Raw genomic sequence first — 18757 nt, forward strand, 5'->3', positions numbered from 1 at the left:
TGAAGTAGGGTTTTTTGTGCTTTTTATTTAGTAATTTTAGCTCTGAAAATTTTAGAAATGCAAGATTTAAAAGTAGCAACAATACAATCAAATATTTTTTGGCATAAAGTTGAAGAAAATCGAAGCCATTTTACTTCCTTAATTAATCAAATTAAAGAAAAAGTAGATTTAGTAGTATTACCAGAAATGTTTACAACGGGTTTTACTATGAAACCAGAAGAAGTTGCAGAAGATATGGCTGGAGAAACCATTAAATGGATGCAAAATATTGCTGCTGATAACGGTTTTGCTATTTGCGGAAGTATTGTTGTTGAAGAAGATAATAAATATTACAATCGCTTTATTTTTGTATTTCCTTCCAGAGAAATAAAAACTTATAACAAAAGACATTTGTTTTCTTTAGCAGGAGAAGAAAAAGTGTATTCAGCAGGAAAAGAAAAAGTTATTATAGAATACAATGGATGGAGAATTTGTCCACAAGTTTGTTACGATTTGCGTTTTCCTGTTTTTGCTAGAAATGTAGAAGCGTATGATTTATTATTGTACGTTGCAAATTGGCCAAAGAAAAGAATTTTGGCTTGGGACACTCTTTTACAAGCAAGAGCCATTGAAAATTTAAGTTATGTAATTGGTGTAAATAGAGTTGGGGTTGACCCTAATAAGTTTGAATACAACGGGCATAGTATAGCTTATAATACTTTAGGGGCAGCAATTATACCGCTAAACCAAGAAAATGAGATTACTACTGTTGTTACGTTAAGTAAAAAGCACATTTCTGAAACAAGAAAAAGACTTAATTTTTTAAACGATTGCGATAGTTTTAAACTATTACACTAGCTTTAATTGTTGTTTCAACATGTTCAAACAACTCATTAAACTTCATTGAATCTGCTTTAATTGGTTCGTGAACATCAAAAGTTAAGTTAACACCTATATCATTTGGAAATTTACCGTATTTTAAAATTTTCCAAGAATTATTTACTGTAATTGGTAAAACATAAGCTGATGGAGCGTACTTTACCAACATTTTTAGTCCATTTGGAGAAAATCTTTTTGGTATTCCGTTTCTACTTCTAGTACCTTCAGGGAAAATAACAGCCGATCTATTATTTGCTTCAATATATTTACCCAGTTTGGCAATTTCTGTAATAGCTTGTTTTGCATCTTTTCGATCTATTAAAACAGATCCACCATGTTTTAAATTAAAAGAAATGCTTGGAATACCTTTTCCTAATTCTTTTTTTGAAACAAATTTTGGATGGTATTTTCTTAAAAACCAAATCATAGCTGGGATATCGTTAACACTTTGATGATTAGAAACAATTATTAAAGGTGCGTTTTCGGGTATGTTTTTATTGTTTCTAAAAGATATTTTCGAACCTAAAAGATAAATACTATAAACAAGAAAGAAATTTAATATGTCAACCGATTTTTTATGAGCCTCATATCCTCCTAATTTTAAACACAACCATTGTATTGGATGAAAAATTAGTAGTAATATAAAAAAAGTAAATTGGTAGATAGCAGAAGGTATGTAAGCTAAAATTTTTCTCATAATAGTATAAAAAAATCCTAAGCCAAAAGACTTAGGATGTGTAAATGTTTTATTTTTAGAACCATAAATTCCAAGGAATAACAGCAAGTATTAAAATTAATGCAATGGTATAAAATATTGCAATTGTTTTAAATTTAGAAATGCTGTTTTCTTTCTTTTTGTGTTTTGAAAACCCAATTGTAATTAGTGCAATAGCAATAATAATCATTAACGGATGCTCAACAAGAGGTTTTCTTAAAGCACTGTTTTTCATTACCTCTCCCATACCAACATCTTTCATAGCAGTATAAAAGCTAGAAAAATAGTAAGCAACAAACCCAATTAAAAGTTGAATGTGAGATGCAATTAATGCAAATAAAGAAATTCTTAAATCTTTAGCTGTAAACTCTTTTTTTGAAGTTACACCAATAATAGCATTAACAACCGCAGCAATTAATACAATTAATGTAATGTACGCCCAATAAGAGTGAATCATTTTAGTCATAATAGTAGTTTTTATGGTGGTAAAAGTAAGAAATTAAATTTTTAAAACTTAATAAATTAAATACTTGAAATAATTAATCTTTATTTTATTCACAAAATTATTTAATTCTATAAATAAATAATAAGTTTGTTATACGCTTTAATAAGAGTTTTTAAAGTGAATTTAATAATAATTAAAACAAATTTTAAAATGAAAAAAGCACTTATTTTTTCGTTTCTTTTTTTAACAATAACACCTTTTTTTGCACAAATACCAGCCTATTATAACGGTTTGGATTTAACAAAAACTGGTAATGAATTATTTTTAGAATTAGCAGGTAGAGTAGAATCTACACATTCAGGAATACCTTATACATCATCGTCTACAACTGATGTTTGGGATGCTTGCGATCAAGCTGATGAAGACCCAGATATTGATACTAATGTATTATTAATTTATGGATTTGATGATACTGATGGTGATGAAAGTACTGATAGAACAAGGGTTAAAACATTACATGATACTGGAAATGGAGATACAGGTGTGTGGAATAGAGAGCACATATTTGCAAAGTCTTTAGCTAATCCTTCTTTGGTAGCAGAATCTGGAGAGATTACTCCTGGTTCAGATGTTCATAATTTAAGAGCAGCAGATAGAACTAGAAATAGCTCTAGAAGTAATCGAAAATTTGCAGACGGAAGCGGTAATTCAGATATAGTTTCTTCAAATGGAGGTTGGTATCCAGGAGATGAATGGAAAGGTGATGTAGCACGTACCATAATGTATATGTATTTAAGATATCATGGAGACGGTTCACAGAGTTCACAAACAAGTTGTTTACCTATTAATATTGGTTTTGGGTCAGTAAATGCAATGGATCCTAATATGATAGATCTTTTTTTAACTTGGAATGCTGAAGACCCTGTGTCGGATTTTGAGGCAAACAGAAATGAAATTTTATCAGGAATTCAATTAAACAGAAATCCTTTTATTGACAATCCTTATTTAGCAACAATTATTTGGGGCGGCTTAAATGCTGAAGATAAATGGAATATGGGGAGTAGTAGTGATACTGAAGCACCTACTGCACCATCTAATTTAGTTTCAACTTCTGTAACTGATGAATCTATCAATATAAGCTGGACAGCCTCTACAGATAATATAGCTGTTTATGATTATTTAATTTATTTAGATGATGTTTACCTTCAAACATCTAATACCACTACTGCAATAATTGCTAATTTAAGTCCAAATACAGCATATAATATTACTGTAAAGGCTAGAGATGCTGCTTCAAACTTATCAGAGTTTAGCAACAAATTAACGGTAACTACTGAAACGGGTCCTTTTTTGTTGTTTTCAGAAGATTTTAACGATTGTGCTTCTGTACAGTTTTTTGCATATAGTGAAGCAAGTAATAAAGATTGGATATGTGAATCTCAATTTGGAGAAAACAGTTCTGGGTCGTATGGAATTAATGGTTATCAAGAGGTTGTATTAAGTAAAGATTGGTTAATTACAACAAATGCTATTGATTTTGATATAAATGAAGATGAGTTATTGAGTTTTTATACAGATGCGGCTTACGGATCCTCATCATTAGTGTTAGTATATTCTTCAGATTATGATGGTTCTGGAGATCCAACAAATTTTACTTGGGTAAATGTTCCTAACCTTTCTATTCCTACGCACTCTGATGGAAGTGGAACCGAAGAGGTGTATAAATTTAACGATGTGGATATAAGTTCAATTACAGGGGCAGTTTATTTTGCATTTAAGTACTATTCAAATGGTTCTCCAACTAGATGGACAGTTGATAATTTTGAAATTACAGCCACCGAACCTAGTGATGATACAGATAATGATGGAGTATTAAATACTGATGATTTATGTCCTAATACTCCAGTAGGTGAAACTGTAGACGTTAATGGATGTTCAAATGGACAATTGGATGACGATAACGATGGAGTTCAAAATAGTGATGATTTATGTGCAAGTACACCAACAGGTGAAACAGTCAATTCAGATGGATGTTCAGACAGTCAATTAGATGATGATAATGATGGAGTAATGAATAATGTTGATTTATGTGCAGATACTCCAACAGGAGAAACTGTTGACGTTAATGGATGTTCGAATGGACAATTAGATGATGATAACGATGGTGTTATAAATAGCCTAGATTTATGTGCAGATACACCAACAGGTGAAACAGTAAATTCAGATGGGTGCTCAGATAGTCAATTAGATGATGATAATGATGGCGTAATGAATAATGTTGATTTATGTGCAGATACACCAACAGGAGAAACTGTTGACGCAAATGGATGTTGGGATGGACAATTAGATGATGATAATGATGGAGTAATGAATAATGTTGATGATTGTCCTACTTCCACTTCAGGTACTCAAGTAAATTCAGCAGGTTGTTTTATTTTACCTTCTAGTAATTTTGTAGTTGAAACTATTGGTGAAACTTGTACTGGAGAAAATAATGGACAAGTTGTTATAACAGCAAATGAAAATTATAACTATTCATTTTCTATTAATAATGTTGATTATAGTTTTACAAATGCTATTACTGTTGAAGGGCTAGAGCCTGGTAATTACGAGTTCTGTATTGCTGTAGTTGGCCAGAATTATGAGCAATGTTTTAATATTGTAATTGAAGCAGCTCAAGAAATATCTGGAAAAGCATCTGTTTCGGCAAATAGTGTTTCTATTGAAATAATTGAAGGTACTGCTCCATATTTAGTTTCTAGAAATGGAATTGTAATAGATAAAACTAGCTTAAATGTAATAGAGATTGAAAATATAAATCAAGGTGATTTGATTGAAGTTAAATCTAAAATTGCTTGTGAGGGAACCTTTTCAAAAATTATAGATTTATTTTCTGAATATATTGCGTTTCCAAATCCAAGTAAGGGTAGCTTTGAAGTTGGTGTGCCAGCAGTAGTAGATAAGGAATTAATTCAAGTTGAGGTTTATAACTCACAATTGTTATTAATTAGTTCTAAACTTTATAATGTAAATTATGGTAGAATTAATATAAATCTTGAGAATCAACCTACAGGTGTTTACTTTATTAAGGTATATGGAACAAATACTGAATTGATAAGGGTAATTAAGGAGTAAATATAAATACGAAGTTTAATATTTAAAAGCCTATCAAAATAATTGATAGGCTTTTTTATGATAAAATCGCTGTATAATTGTTTGTTAATAGTAATATAATTACAGTTTTAATAGTTTATAAAGGTTTCTTAAACTAAAAATTAACAATTTGTTTTAAGTAGATTAAAGTAAAGGCATTTTAAATATAGTTATTGTAGTTTTTGTAAGCTATATTGTTTAAATAACAAGACTAAAACTTGAATATTTTAACTTTTATATTTCATATAAAGTAATTGAGGCTTTAGTTATATTATTAGTTAGCTTTTGAGTACAAAAAAACCTGATAGAATTTTCTATCAGGTTTTTAAAATTGTATAGTTAATTTATCTCTATTGAAGAACGTATTCTCCACTAGTTAAAACAACTTTCATTTCCCAAACTTCATTAGCTCCAGAATATACATTGTATGTTACAGCATATTTTTGACCTTCTTCCATTGCTGGGAAGTTGTTCAATAAGATAGTGTTAATTTTTTCTAATCTCACTTCTTCAGTTTCTTCAGCTTTTCCACTTCTAACATCAAAGTTTCCGTAATAACCATTACCAACTAATTCATAATCAGCAGAGGTTAAAGTGTACTTAATAGTGTTGTCAGGAACCCACATAGATCCGTCGTTACCAAACTTAATAGTTTTAGCAACAACACTTGGAGTACCAATCCATTTGTCACCATCAAATACAAAATTCACATATTCAGTTTCAACACTTCCTGAGTATAAGTCATAAGAAACAGCAGTCATATCTTCAGCTTCAGCATATGGAAATGCAGATTCTAAGTAGATAGCAATTCTGTACCAAGCTAATTCTTCATCAGAGAAGTTTGGATAGCTTTGCCCCATTGCAGTATAATCATCAGCAGTTAAAGTAAATGGAACATCCCATTTGTCAGTTAAAGCAAATACATTAGTTTCTTCAATTAATGTGTCTGGTAATTTACCATAAGAACCAGAATCTAATAATTCAACTAAAATAGTAAGCGTTTCATAAGTTCCACTTCCTAAATAAGCTTCTAATTGTACAGAGTATTTATCTCCTGTAGCTGCAGTAGGGAAGTTATTTTGAAGAGCAATATCTATTGCTTCTAACAACATATCATCAGACCAATAATTATCATGTCCAGATCTTCTTTCAAAAGAACCATATGATGCTAAATTTCCAGCAGGACCAGGGTAAGTTTCTAATAATTCAGCACCAATTAAATCAGTGTCATCACCATTTAGAGTGTATTCTGTTCCAGAAACCATATTGTAGTTTGTACCGTCAAATTGAACTAACATTTCTAAGGTTACAGTTTTGTAGCTATTATTAAAAGCTTGGTAAGAAACTAAATATTGTTGGTTTATAGGAGTATCAGGGAAATTAGCTAATAAAATAGTTTCTATTTTTTCTCTTCTAACTTCTATATCCTCTTCATTTTTACCTGTTCTAATATCAAAATTATCATAACTTCCATTTCCAACAGAAGCATAATCATCATCAGTTAAAGTATAAGAAATTTTTTCAGCTAGCTTGTTATAAGTTAACTCAATATAAGAACCTTGTTCAGCTTGAGAATCTTTGTAAGCCATAAAAGCATTTATAGCATTGTTATTGGATAAATGAGCTCCTTGAATATCTCCAGCATCTAATAATGCTTCATAATCTGCAGAAGTAACTGTATAGCTTTCTACATAAATAGGGTCATACAAGTTAAAAGTTACATTTACTAAAGAACCTTCTCCCCAAACAGGGTATTTGTCTGTTAATAATCCAGGAATCATAGTTTTAGCATCATCAATAGAGCTAAAGTTCCCATAAGACAATTCTAATTCTTCATAATCTTCATCAGATAATGTTATTGATACTTCTCCAGAAATTATTTCTTCTTGAGCATCAATTGCCTCATAAATATCATCCATTGGGTCACATGAAGTAAGCATTAAACCCAATGCCATAAATAAATAAACTAATTTTTTCATTGTTTAAGATTTTTTTAATTAAAATTTAATTTTGGCGCTTATGTTAAAAGTTCTTCCATAACCGAACCAAACTAATGCAGTTTCATCAACAGACCCAGCACCATCAAGCGCGTCAGAAATATATTCTGTATCGAATACATTGTTCATTCTAGCAGTAAGAGTAGTATCTAAATCACCAATTTTAAATCCGTGTCTAATACTTGCATCAAAAGTACTGTAAGCAGGTGCCTTCCACGCTTGTGGATCTCCTTTTGTACCTCTGTCGTTAGGATCGTAATCAGCATATAAATCATCAAAATAGTTAAAATCTACTGTAAAGTGAGTTTTTTCCATTACTTCATAGTCAAAACCTAAAGCAAGAGTTGTTTGAGCAGCGTCAGAAACTTTTAAACCAGCAATGTAAAGGTTTACAGTATCAACTAAGTTTTGGTCTTCATCAAAAATTTGAACATCTTCAACATCACTATCCCAAGTCCAATCTCCTAATGATAACATTCCAATTACACTAAGTTTATCAGATGGTTTGTATGTGAAATCTAATTCTATTCCTTGGTGAATAGCATTTACACCTAAAATATTAGCTGTGCTGTTTGTCCCGTCTTGATTTTGAACATTTTGTGTTAATGTTCTATCATTCCATTCAGTTCTATAAATATTAAAGTTACCAGCAAATTTTTCGCTTCTATAACCATAACCTAATTCAGTACTAAATATTTTTTGGTTTTCTGCATCTTCATTAATATGGTCATTATCGTAATTTAAGAATACTGCATTAAAGTTAGCCGCTTTTTCAAAATAACCAATATTGGCAAACACATTATGCTCGTCATTAATATTGTAGTTAGCACCACCTTTTATACTATAACCAATAAAGTCGTATTTATCAGTTTCTTGGTTACCAGGAGTGTATTGGAAATAATCAATTCTTTTATAAGAAGTATTAGATACTGCAGAAGCAATAAAAGTAGATAAATTATCTGTATTGTATTCTAATTGAGTAAATAAACCTTGCCATCCAACTTCACCATCATTCCAGTAGTCACGTTTGTCACCAACTTTTAATGCTCTGTTAGGGTTGTTTACATCACTATCATCTAGAGCGTAATCTCCACCTAATAAATCGGTAACTTCAGAAAAGTGTTTACCTGTGTAAGTTCTTAAGTCAAGACCAGCTATTAAATTTAAATTATCGTTAATTTCAGTTTTATAAGTAGATAATAAACCATACCATTCGTGATCGTTTCTAGAAGCTCTTAAATATGCTTCAGAACCTAATGCTCCATTAGCTCTGTTAATGTCAACAATGTTATCTAAGTCTACCGGTTGATCATCAGCACCTAATCTTACTTTAAATAAATCTCTGTTAGTTCCAGCGGTTCCACCACCACCTCCTGATCCCCAAGAAGCATAGATAGCTGTAGATAAATTAGATTTATCGTTAATTGTCCAATAGTGGTTTAAAGATGTTTGTGATTTGTGGTAGAAGTTGTCTTCAATATGAGTTACTTCTCCATTTTTAATACCCCAGTCTGGGTTAAATTTATTTTTGCTTTCAGCATTTCTGTATGTAGAAATTAAGCTTCTATTTTGTCTTTGACCGTGACGTTGAGGTGCTCCAAAAGATGTAATTGCTAATTTGTGATTCTCACCAAGTTGTTTAGAGATGTTAACAAAGTAGTTTGTTCCATCAAATTCAGTACCATCAATATATCCATCACCTTTGGTTTTTGATGCTGCAATAGTCGCTGCAAAACCATTATCTAATAATCCAGTTGAAACAGTAGCTCCATATTTTTGGTATCCATCATTTCCAACTGCTGTAAATATATTACCACCTTTTTCAACATCGGTAGTTTTAGATAAAATATTAACAGTACCACCAATAGAAGGTACAGCTAATTTAGAAGCTCCTAAACCTCTTTGAATTTGCATAGCAGAAGTAACGTCAGCTAAACCAGCCCAGTTAGACCAGTATACTTTACCGTTCTCCATATCATTAACAGGTACACCATTAATAGTAACCGCAACGTTTTCAGAGTCAAACCCTCTAACTGTTAATCTACCATCACCAAAACCACCACCAGATTTAGTAGCGTATACTCCAGGTGTAGATTTTAAAATTTCAGGAAATTCTTGCGACCCTAATTTATGCTCAATAACATCAGCTTTTACAGTAGATACTGCAACAGGCGTTTTTCTGTCAATTGCAAATGAAGTTGCAGTAATTACAATTTCATCTAAAGATTCTGCTGAAGGCTTTAAAGAAATAGCTCCAAATTTAGTACTTCCTGTAAAGTTTACAGTTTTAGTTTCGTACCCAACAAAGGAAACTAAAATTGATCCGTTTGCCGATTTAGAGTCAAATGCGAAGTTACCATCAAAATCAGTTGATGCTCCTGTTTTTGTACCTTTTACAACAATAGATGCTCCAGGAAGTGGTTGATTTGATTCATCAACAACAGTACCCGAAAGTTTTGTTTGTGCGAAAATGGATGTAGACGCTAAAAACACTACCACCATTAACAAGTTTTTAAGATTTCTCATTCTTTTAATTTTAATTTGAATTAAATGTCTTGCAAAAATGCAAAATTAAATTGATTGAACTTTTAATTAATTGTTAAAATTTAACATAATTTTATGATAATAAAATTAACAATAAAAATTCATTAAATTGATTTACAGTTAATTAATTATTAACAACTTCTTTAAAGATGTTAAAATCAATAAATAGTTGCTTATACAATGTTAAATAATTATTGTTTTTTTAAGAATTTATTTGCTAATTCTTTTCCTAGTTCAACTCCAAATTGGTCGTAGCTATAGATATTCCAAATAATTCCTTGTACAAAAATTTTGTGTTCGTAAAATGAAATTAAGCTCCCTAAAGATTTTGGTGTTAGTTTATCTATTAAAATACTTGTACTAGGCTTATTTCCTTCAAAAACCTTGTATGGTAAAAGAGATTCAATAGCATCAATTTTTCCTTGTGTTTTTAAGTCTAAGTGAGCTTCTTCCTTTGTTTTACCTTCAGCTAATGCTTGTGTTTGTGCGTAAAAATTAGCCATTAATTTATTATGGTGGTCTTGATCTCCGTATAAAGATTCTTTAAAACCAATAAAATCAGCAGGAATTAATTTAGTTCCTTGGTGTAACAATTGCATAAATGCGTGTTGAGAGTTAGAACCTGGAGCTCCCCAAATAATGTTTCCTGTTTGGTAATCCACTCTATCTCCATTTCTGTCAACACTTTTACCGTTACTTTCCATAATTGCTTGTTGCAAGTACGGTGCAAGTTTACTTAAGTATTGTGAGTAAGGTAAAATTGCTTCACTTTCTGCTTCAAAAAAGTTAGTGTACCAAATACCAATTAAACTTAAAATAACTGGAGCATTTTTTTCAAAAGGAGTGTTTTTGAAGTGTTCATCCATATCAAAAGCACCAACAAGTAAATCTTTAAAGTTATTGTAACCAACAGCTAAACTAATTGAAAGTCCAACGGCGCTCCATAAAGAAAAACGTCCACCAACCCAATCCCACATTGGGAAAATATTATCTGCAGCAATACCAAAGTTTCTTACTGAATCTAAATTTGTTGAAACAGCAACAAAGTGCTTAGCAACATCTTCATTAGAAGCGTTTTGTAAGAACCATTTTTTTATAGTAGTTGCATTTGTTAGTGTTTCTTGAGTTGTAAATGTTTTTGAAACAATAACAAATAATGTAGTTTCTGGGTTTAAAGTTTTTATAACTTCTTGTACATGGTCTCCATCAATATTAGAAACAAAATGTACGTTTAAGTGGTTATTGTAGTATTTTAAAGATTCTACAACCATGTCAGGACCTAAATCCGATCCTCCAATACCAATATTTACAACATCGGTAATTGATTTATTTGTGTAACCTTTCCAATCTCCTGAAACTACTTTATTTGTAAATGATTCAATTTTAGCTAAAGCACCTTTTATTTCTGGAGTAATATTTTCACCATCAACAAAAAGGTCTTCATTAGATTGACTTCTAAGTGCTGTATGAAAAACCGCTCTATTTTCTGTAACGTTTATTTTTTCTCCTGTAAAATAAGCATCCATAGCACCTTTTAGGTCTACTTCATTTGCCAATTCAACTAAAGTATCAATAGTTTCTTTAGTAATTCTGTTTTTTGAATAGTCAAATTCAAAATCATTAAAGTTAATAGTAAACTCTTCTTTTCTATTTTCATTATTGTTGAATAATGTTTTTAAATGAAGATCTTTTACTTTAGGATAATGATTTGTAAGTTTTTGCCAAGCGGCAGTTTTAGTTGGGTTGTTGTTTTGTAAAGCCATAACTTTATGTGTTTAATTCTTCTACTTTGGTAGTTATTTTATTTTCTAATTCAGGAAATTTTATTGAGTCTAATTTCGATTTTATAGGTTCGATAAAATTAAAATATTTTGGTTTAATTTCTTCTTTCATAGGTTCTGCTGCTGGTAATTTTTGGCGTAATGGATCTACTTGTTTTCCATTTTTCCAAAAGCGGTAACAAACGTGTGGGCCAGATGTATTACCTGTCATTCCAATAAAGCCTATAACATCTCCTTGTTTTACCACATCTCCAACTTTTACAGCTCGTTTACTCATGTGTAAATATTGTGTGCTATAGGTTCCGTTATGTCTAACTTTTACATAATTTCCATTTCCTCCTCTTCGTTCGGATGCTATTACGGTTCCATTTGCGGTGCTCATAATTGGAGTTCCAACTGGAGCAGCAAAATCTGTTCCTTTATGAGGGCGAATTTTATTTCCGTAGAATGCAATTCTTCTTCTTAAATTATATCTTGAAGAAATACGGCTAAATTTTACGGGCGATTTTAAAAATTGACGACGTAAATTTTTGGTTTCTTCATCGAAATATTCTGGAATTTGTAATGTTGAATCGGGTACGTATCTAAAAGCATAAAAAGGTTTGCCTCCATGTTCAAAATAAGCTGCTTTAATTTTTCCAATTCCTACAGGAATAGAATCGTTAATATAAAGTTGCTCGTATACTAGTTTGAATTTGTCGTTTTTTTGAAGTCTAAAAAAGTCAATAGTCCAAGCGTAAATGTCAGACATTTCAAAAGCTAAGTAATAACTTAAACCTTGATCGTCTATGGCTTGAGATAAACTACTTGTAATAACTCCAGATGCAGTTTTAATTACTTTGGTTACAGGTTTTTTTCCATTATAAGCTGTAATTATAGAATCTTTAAAGTCTACAACAGTATATCTAACTTTAGAGTTTTTATAAATAAATACTTGCGCCTTTTCTGTAGAGTCTTTTTTAGCTAAAATTGTGTAAGGAACACCACTTTTTATTTTACGAACATTAAAGGTGTCTTTAATTTTATTTACAATTTCTAAAACCTTAGGATATTCAATATGATTTCTATCTAAAATTTCACTGAAATTTTCACCAGATTTTATGGTGTCATTAATAACCTTGTAATCACTTAATTTATAACCGTATTCGAAAACTTCTTTAGGCTTTTCGGGTGTTATAGGTTCTGGTTTTTTATCGTCTTTACATGCGATAATTAATAAGAGAAATAGAAAAGTGACTAATTTTTTCAAAGGTTACGTTTTAGAGAATTAATTAGGTTAAAAAAATAAAACGCAAAAGTACAATTTAATTGTCAAAGATAATGTTAAAAGGGTGAGCTAATCCTTTAAATTTATCAAGGTCAGCTCTTAGCGATCCAACTGCTAGCGAAGCTTTTATTTTTAGAGGTACCTTATTTTTATCATTACTTATCCAAACAGTTACACTTTCTTTTTCTTTAAAAACTCGACCAGCTTGTACAAGAGGTTTAAATTTTAGTGTACTTACTTTCCCAAATTTTGTTTTTATTACTTCTTTGCCAATAAATTGTAGTTTAAAATTGTTAATTTCTTGGTCAAAAAACATTTTAAGTTCAATTTCTTGACCTACTTTTAAGTTGGTTAAATCTTGATTTCTTAAAAAATACATTGAAGAAAGTATATCTTGTATGTTACTTGATATTGGATATTTTTTTTCAGTATTATGTTTGTGGTTTTTTACTGTTGCTTCTTTTTTTTGGTGATCAAAAAATATTTCTTTGTCTTTTGTGTAGCCTCCTTCATTTATTTTTCTAATAAATCGGTAAGGTTTTAAAGTTTCTTTAGAAATAAATGTTTGGTAATTGTCTTTTACTTTAAAAAACACGCTTACTAAACCTGTAGATTTTCCTTTTCCGTTAATATGAAATGCTGGTTTTCCGTTTTTCTTAATTTCTTTAACGTCTATTGTAGAATAGCCTGCATTTAAAAAATTACTATAACTCATTCTGTATTTTAGCCATTCGCCACCTTTAAATGCAAGGTCGTTTTCGTTCGAAATTTTTTTCGCCGATTGGGCACTTGTAAATAGCGTAGCTAAAAAGAAACAGATAGTAATTAATTTGTTCATATTATATAAGTATCATTTTTTATTAGAAAATTACAAATATTATTCCAAAAATAAAAAAGAGTGCTAAAAGCACTCTTTAATTAATTGTTATTTTTTTAAAATTAAAAGGTAATACCATTAACTTCTATAACTCTTTTTATTTGTGGAGCATGCCTTTTAATGGTTGCCTCAACTCCATTTTTTAAAGTCATTTGATTTACAGAACAACCCAAACAGGCACCTTCTAATTGAACGCTAACAGTTTCTTCGGTAATTTCAACTAAAGAAATGTTACCACCATCGGCTTCTAAAAAAGGTCTAATTTCATTTAAAGCTTTTTCTACGCTTAATTTAAGTTCTTCTCTATTCATAATTATTATTTTGGGCTACATCCACTCATAGTTGTAATACGTACTACATCAGTTGGTGGTAAATCTTTGTTTCTTTTAACTAATTGCGTTAATGTGTTTTTGGTAATTTCAGTAAATGCATTTTCTAGAGGTGTGTTGTCTTGTAATGCAACAGGATGTCCAACATCTCCAGCTTCACGAATACTTTGTACTAAAGGAACTTCACCTAAAAATGCAGTTTCTATATCTTCTGCTAAGTTTTTTGCTCCATCTTTTCCAAATATATAATATTTATTTTCAGGAAGTTCAGCAGGAGTAAAATAGCTCATATTTTCTACAATACCTAACACAGGTACATTAATGTTTTCTGTTTGAAACATTGCTACTCCTTTTTTAGCATCAGCTAAAGCTATGTTTTGTGGTGTACTAACTATTACAGCTCCTGTTACTGGTACAGACTGTACAATTGATAAGTGAATATCTCCTGTTCCTGGAGGTAAATCAATAAGTAAGAAATCTAATTCTCCCCAGTGAGCATCAAAAATCATTTGGTTTAATGCTTTTGAAGCCATTGCGCCACGCCAAATTACAGCTTGGTTAGCATCAGTAAAGAAACCTAATGATAATATTTTAACTCCGTAACTTTCTATTGGTTTCATTTTAGAACGACCATCAATTTCAACAGATAATGGTTTTGCGTTTGCAACATCAAACATTAGGTGTGTTGATGGTCCGTAAACATCGGCATCTAAAATACCAACACTAAATCCCATTTTTTGTAAAGAAATTGCCATGTTTGATGTAATTGTAGATTTTCCTACACCACCTTTACCTGAGGCAATTGCTATAATGTTTTTAATTCCTGGAACTTTAGGTTTTTCTGGTTTATATTCTTCGTTTTTTGTGTTTGAAGTAACATTCACTTTTACATCGATTTTTTGATCAACGTTTTCGTGAATTGCTTTCATAATTTCAACTTCAACTTTCTTTTTTGCTTGTAAAGTTGGGTTTGCTATAGTAACTTCAACAATAACTTCTTTGTCAAAAATTACAATATTTTTAACTGCTTCGCTTTCCACTAAACTTTTTCCTTCACCAGGTGCAGTAATAGTTTCTAGTGCTTTTAGTATATCTTGTTTTTTAAATGCCATTGTGTTTTATGTAAAATCATTCTAAACAACAAATATACATATTCCAAATGATATAGAAATATTAAAAATGTTACATATAACAATGCAAAATTTAATGGGTAGCGCTAGTTTTTTACATGTGGAATTATGGTAAAATTAAAGTAGTTCTATTGTAGGATCCCAGTATACTTTTTGAAAGTCTTGTATTTGGTAATCTACCACTTTTATGCCTTCACTTTCTAATAATTGTTGCATTAAGTTTGTGCCATCGAAATGGTGTTTGCCGGTTAGTAATCCTTTTCGGTTTACAACTCTATGTGCCGGTACTTCTTCCATATTATGCGAAGCATTCATTGCCCAGCCAACCATCCGGGCAGATTTTGCTGCGCCTAAATATTTAGCAATAGCGCCATAACTTGTAACTCTTCCATAAGGGATAAGTTTAGCTACTTTGTATACTTTTTCAAAAAAATTATCATTTTCCATTTGTTAAAAATAGAAATTAATAACGAAGTTTAAATTTTATATAAGTAATTGCTTTATCTACCTCCAAGTATTGACTTTCGTAAAAAGTTTGGGTAGAAATTACATCTTCTGGAGAGTGTGCGTTATTGTATATGTTGTGATGCGCATATACAACTTCGTGCCCAGCGCCATGTAATAAACCTAATGTGTAACCGTGCATAAATTCGCTATCGGTTTTTAGATTTACAACTCCTTCTGAGTTAAGAATTTTGTGATATTTTTTTAAGAATTCAGCATTGGTCATTCTATGCTTTGTTCTTGTGTATTTAATTTGTGGATCTGGAAAAGTTATCCAAATTTCAGAAACTTCATTTTCGGCAAAAATAAAATCGACTAATTCTATTTGAGTTCGAATAAAAGCAACATTAGGTAAATTTTCTTCCAAAGCTGTTTTTGCTCCTCGCCAAAAACGAGCACCTTTAATATCAATTCCAATATAATTAATATTTGGGTTTTTACGAGCTAAAGCTATCGTGTATTCACCTTTACCACAGCCTAATTCTAAAACAATAGGATTATCGTTTTTGAAAAAGCTATGCCATTTACCTTTTAAATGAAAATTCTCTAAAACCTCTTCGCGGGTTGGTTGAATTACATTGCTAAATGTTTCGTTTTCACGAAATCTGTTCAATTTATTTTTACTTCCCACGGAAAATGTTTTGTTAAGTAGTTAATGCTAGTTTATTCGTTACCAGCTTTCTTGTACTTTTGAATTTCACCAATCCAATAGAAAAAGAACCCAAAAGTAATAAGGATAAATATCCAACTTACGGTACTTTGTAGCCACCAGTTATCCATAAAACGGATAGCTTCAAATGGTTGAAATAAAACATTTGTGAAAAAATCACCAATAGCTTTAAAAATGTTGTTTGCAATCATAACTGTAGTATATTTACAGGCAAAAGTATAAAATATAGTAATGATAGCAAATTTTTTTAGTAAATCTACTCCAGCAAAAACCTTTTACTTGGTTATTTTGCTTTGTTTTTATTATGTAGTAGCTGTTATAAATGGAGCGTCTTTTGAAGTTTCTATAGTTGAAATATTTTCGAAAGTTGGTTATTTGTTATTTGTTATTTTGTTTTTATTTACTGTGTTGTTTGTTATTAAAAAGAACACGCTTACTCTAGATAATTTATATGCTTTATTTTTAATAGTTACTCTAGTTGGTACTTTTAGTGAAATATTGAGAGTGAATAAATTTATGTTGGTTAATTTTATTTTAATGCTGATGTTTCGAAAAGTATATAGCTTAAAATCGGGTTTAAATACCAAACCAAAATTGTTTGATGCTGGTTTGTGGGTAGGTGTTGCAACATTAATATATTTTTGGAGCGTATTGTTTATACCTTTAATATTAATTGCTTTAGTTGTTTATAGAAAATTGTCTATAAAAAATATAGTAATACCATTTGTTGGTTTTGTAACGCCAATATTTTTAATGTTTACTTATTATTTTTATACAGATAGCTTTTATTTATTTGTAGAAAAGTTTATTATTGAAACTAGCTTTAATTTTAATACATATAACGATTTAAAAATAGTAATACCTATAGCATTATTGCTTACAATTTTACTTTGGTCTGTAATTTCTGTTACTCCAAAAATTGTAATGATAAGTAATAAGTTAAAAAAAGCGTGGAATATAATATTACTACAATTATTAATATCGTTAATAATTGTAGTAATATCACCTATAAAAAACGGGTCGGAATTATTGTTTTTAATAATTCCATCTTCAATTGTAATTGCAAATTATTTGCCAAAAAGTAACTCTACAAATTTTAGAAATCTAATTTTAATATTGTTTCTAATAGTATCTGTAGTAGTTAATTTTTTATAGCTTTTTACCAAAAGCTAAATCTCCAGCATCTCCTAAACCAGGAACTATGTATCCTTTGTCATTTAATTCTTCATCAACAGTCGCAATCCATAAAACAGTACTTTCTGGAAATTGGTTTTTAATAAATTCTATACCTTCAGTAGAACCAAGTACACATGCTAAATGAATTTCTTTAGGTGAACCATGTGTTTTTAAAGCTTCAAAAACACTTACTAAAGATTGACCTGTAGCTAACATAGGGTCCGCTAATATTAAAGTTTTACCTTCTAAGCTTGGAGAAGCAAAATATTCAACTTTAATTTCAAACTCAGTATCGTTAATATGCTTTCTGTAGGCAGAAATATAAGCGCTTCCTGCATCGTCGAAATAATTTAATAAACCATTGTGTAATGGAAGTCCAGCTCTTAAAATAGAACATACAACAACATCATTTGTGTGTAAGCTCATTTCTTTTTTACCAAGTGGAGTTGTAATTTCTTTAGTCTCATAATTAAGTGTTTCACTAATTTTATAAGCTAAAACTTCACCAATGCGTTCAATGTTACGTCTAAAACGCATACTATCCTTTTGAGTTTCAACATTTCTTATGTCAGAAATAAATTTATTTAGAATAGATTTTTTGGAGTCTATTATATTGACTTTCATTTATTAAAATTTTATGCAAAAATAAAATATTAAAATGATTTTACAGAAAGAAACGTTTGGTTTAATTTTTGTATATTACCCATTGTAATAAAAACTAATATTAATTAAAAAAAGAGAAAAAAGTTATGGGATTATTTTCATTTATTAAAAATGCTGGAGCAAAAGTTTTCGGTATTGGAAAAACTACTGAAGAAGAAGCTGCTGAAGCTGCAATGGAAGCTGCAGAATTAGCAAAATTAAAAGCAGGTAAATTAGTAACTGCTGTTGAAACTTTAGGTTTCGAAGTTATTGACTTAAATATTGAAGTTGATGGAGACACAGCTTTAGTTTGGGGAGAAGCTAGTTCGCAAGAAACTAGAGAAAAAGTTATTTTAGTTGTTGGTAATACTGAAGGTATTGCTGCTGTTGATGACAGAATGTCTGTTGCTGTTGAAGAGCCACAAGCTCAATTTCATACAGTAGTTAGTGGAGATTATTTAAGTAAAATTGCGAAAAAGTATTACGGGAATGCTAGTAAATACAATGTAATTTTTGAAGCTAACAAGCCAATGTTAACTGATCCAGATAAAATTTATCCAGGTCAAGTTTTAAGAATACCAGCTTTAGACGCATAGTATTTTAAAATATATAAAAAAAGGCTCACTACATTGGTGAGCCTTTTTTATTTAAAAAGATAATAAAAGAATA

General features: G+C 30.3%; 17 protein-coding genes. 4 read left to right on the forward strand and 13 right to left on the reverse strand.

Annotated elements, in window-relative coordinates:
• The first annotated feature begins 57 nt into the window (after window positions 1-57).
• Window positions 58-837, forward strand: coding sequence for an amidohydrolase (locus BLU40_RS15945; RefSeq protein WP_090125997.1), 780 nt, complete (start codon window positions 58-60; stop codon window positions 835-837).
• On the opposite strand, the gene BLU40_RS15950 is transcribed toward BLU40_RS15945, so the two are convergent.
• Together BLU40_RS15950 and BLU40_RS15955 are read right to left on the reverse strand one after the other, a co-directional pair.
• The gene (locus BLU40_RS15950) at window positions 821-1555 is read right to left on the reverse strand and encodes a lysophospholipid acyltransferase family protein (RefSeq protein ID WP_090126181.1); all 735 of its coding nucleotides are present in this window, start codon (window positions 1553-1555) and stop codon (window positions 821-823) included. The genes BLU40_RS15945 and BLU40_RS15950 overlap by 17 nt on opposite strands.
• A 55-nt stretch (window positions 1556-1610) precedes the next feature.
• Window positions 1611-2039: a hypothetical protein gene (locus BLU40_RS15955; protein WP_090126000.1), complete on the reverse strand. Its 429-nt coding sequence runs from the start codon at window positions 2037-2039 to the stop codon at window positions 1611-1613.
• Between the two features lie 189 nt (window positions 2040-2228).
• Here BLU40_RS15955 and BLU40_RS17865 point away from each other — a divergent pair, with 189 nt between their 5' ends.
• The gene (locus BLU40_RS17865) at window positions 2229-5153 is read left to right on the forward strand and encodes an endonuclease (RefSeq protein ID WP_139170981.1); all 2925 of its coding nucleotides are present in this window, start codon (window positions 2229-2231) and stop codon (window positions 5151-5153) included.
• 368 nt (window positions 5154-5521) lie between these two features.
• Here the strand turns inward: BLU40_RS17865 and BLU40_RS15965 are convergent, their stop codons facing one another.
• From BLU40_RS15965 to BLU40_RS16010, 10 genes are all read right to left on the reverse strand, one after another.
• A complete protein-coding gene (locus BLU40_RS15965) occupies window positions 5522-7150 on the reverse strand; it encodes a hypothetical protein (RefSeq protein ID WP_090126009.1) in 1629 nt (542 codons plus the stop codon).
• 18 nt (window positions 7151-7168) lie between these two features.
• The gene (locus tag BLU40_RS15970) at window positions 7169-9694 is read right to left on the reverse strand and encodes a TonB-dependent receptor (protein ID WP_090126012.1); all 2526 of its coding nucleotides are present in this window, start codon (window positions 9692-9694) and stop codon (window positions 7169-7171) included.
• Between the two features lie 209 nt (window positions 9695-9903).
• Window positions 9904-11475: a glucose-6-phosphate isomerase gene (gene pgi, locus BLU40_RS15975; protein WP_090126016.1), complete on the reverse strand. Its 1572-nt coding sequence runs from the start codon at window positions 11473-11475 to the stop codon at window positions 9904-9906.
• Between the two features lie 4 nt (window positions 11476-11479).
• Complete coding sequence (locus tag BLU40_RS15980) at window positions 11480-12742, reverse strand: peptidoglycan DD-metalloendopeptidase family protein (RefSeq protein WP_090126020.1); 1263 nt, start codon at window positions 12740-12742, stop codon at window positions 11480-11482.
• Window positions 12743-12797: 55 nt separating this feature from the next.
• Window positions 12798-13598: a DUF3108 domain-containing protein gene (locus tag BLU40_RS15985; RefSeq protein WP_090126024.1), complete on the reverse strand. Its 801-nt coding sequence runs from the start codon at window positions 13596-13598 to the stop codon at window positions 12798-12800.
• A 101-nt stretch (window positions 13599-13699) separates the two neighbouring features.
• On the reverse strand, window positions 13700-13948 hold the full coding sequence (locus BLU40_RS15990) for a NifU family protein (protein ID WP_090126026.1): 249 nt from the start codon (window positions 13946-13948) through the stop codon (window positions 13700-13702).
• Between the two features lie 5 nt (window positions 13949-13953).
• On the reverse strand, window positions 13954-15078 hold the full coding sequence (locus BLU40_RS15995; RefSeq protein ID WP_090126030.1) for an Mrp/NBP35 family ATP-binding protein: 1125 nt from the start codon (window positions 15076-15078) through the stop codon (window positions 13954-13956).
• A 135-nt stretch (window positions 15079-15213) separates the two neighbouring features.
• The gene (locus BLU40_RS16000) at window positions 15214-15543 is read right to left on the reverse strand and encodes an MGMT family protein (RefSeq protein ID WP_090126032.1); all 330 of its coding nucleotides are present in this window, start codon (window positions 15541-15543) and stop codon (window positions 15214-15216) included.
• A 16-nt stretch (window positions 15544-15559) separates the two neighbouring features.
• Complete coding sequence (gene trmB, locus BLU40_RS16005; RefSeq protein ID WP_090126035.1) at window positions 15560-16231, reverse strand: tRNA (guanosine(46)-N7)-methyltransferase TrmB; 672 nt, start codon at window positions 16229-16231, stop codon at window positions 15560-15562.
• A gap of 32 nt (window positions 16232-16263) precedes the next feature.
• Window positions 16264-16461 carry a DUF6341 family protein gene (locus BLU40_RS16010; RefSeq protein WP_090126038.1) on the reverse strand — a complete coding sequence of 66 codons (198 nt, stop codon included), beginning with the start codon at window positions 16459-16461 and terminating at the stop codon, window positions 16264-16266.
• Window positions 16462-16501: 40 nt separating this feature from the next.
• Between BLU40_RS16010 and BLU40_RS16015 the strand changes: the two genes are divergently transcribed.
• Entirely contained in the window at window positions 16502-17425 is a 924-nt protein-coding gene (locus tag BLU40_RS16015) for a DUF6427 family protein (RefSeq protein WP_090126041.1), read from the forward strand.
• Here BLU40_RS16015 and upp read toward each other — a convergent pair.
• Entirely contained in the window at window positions 17420-18070 is a 651-nt protein-coding gene (gene upp, locus BLU40_RS16020; protein ID WP_090126044.1) for a uracil phosphoribosyltransferase, read from the reverse strand. The two genes, BLU40_RS16015 and upp, sit on opposite strands and share 6 nt — an antisense overlap.
• 125 nt (window positions 18071-18195) lie before the next feature.
• Here upp and lysM point away from each other — a divergent pair, with 125 nt between their 5' ends.
• Window positions 18196-18684, forward strand: a complete 489-nt coding sequence (gene lysM, locus BLU40_RS16025) for a peptidoglycan-binding protein LysM (RefSeq protein WP_090126047.1) — start codon at window positions 18196-18198, stop codon at window positions 18682-18684.
• The last annotated feature ends 73 nt before the right edge of the window (window positions 18685-18757 follow it).

This window comes from Lutibacter oricola (assembly GCF_900106565.1).
In the GTDB taxonomy this organism is placed as follows: domain Bacteria; phylum Bacteroidota; class Bacteroidia; order Flavobacteriales; family Flavobacteriaceae; genus Lutibacter; species Lutibacter oricola.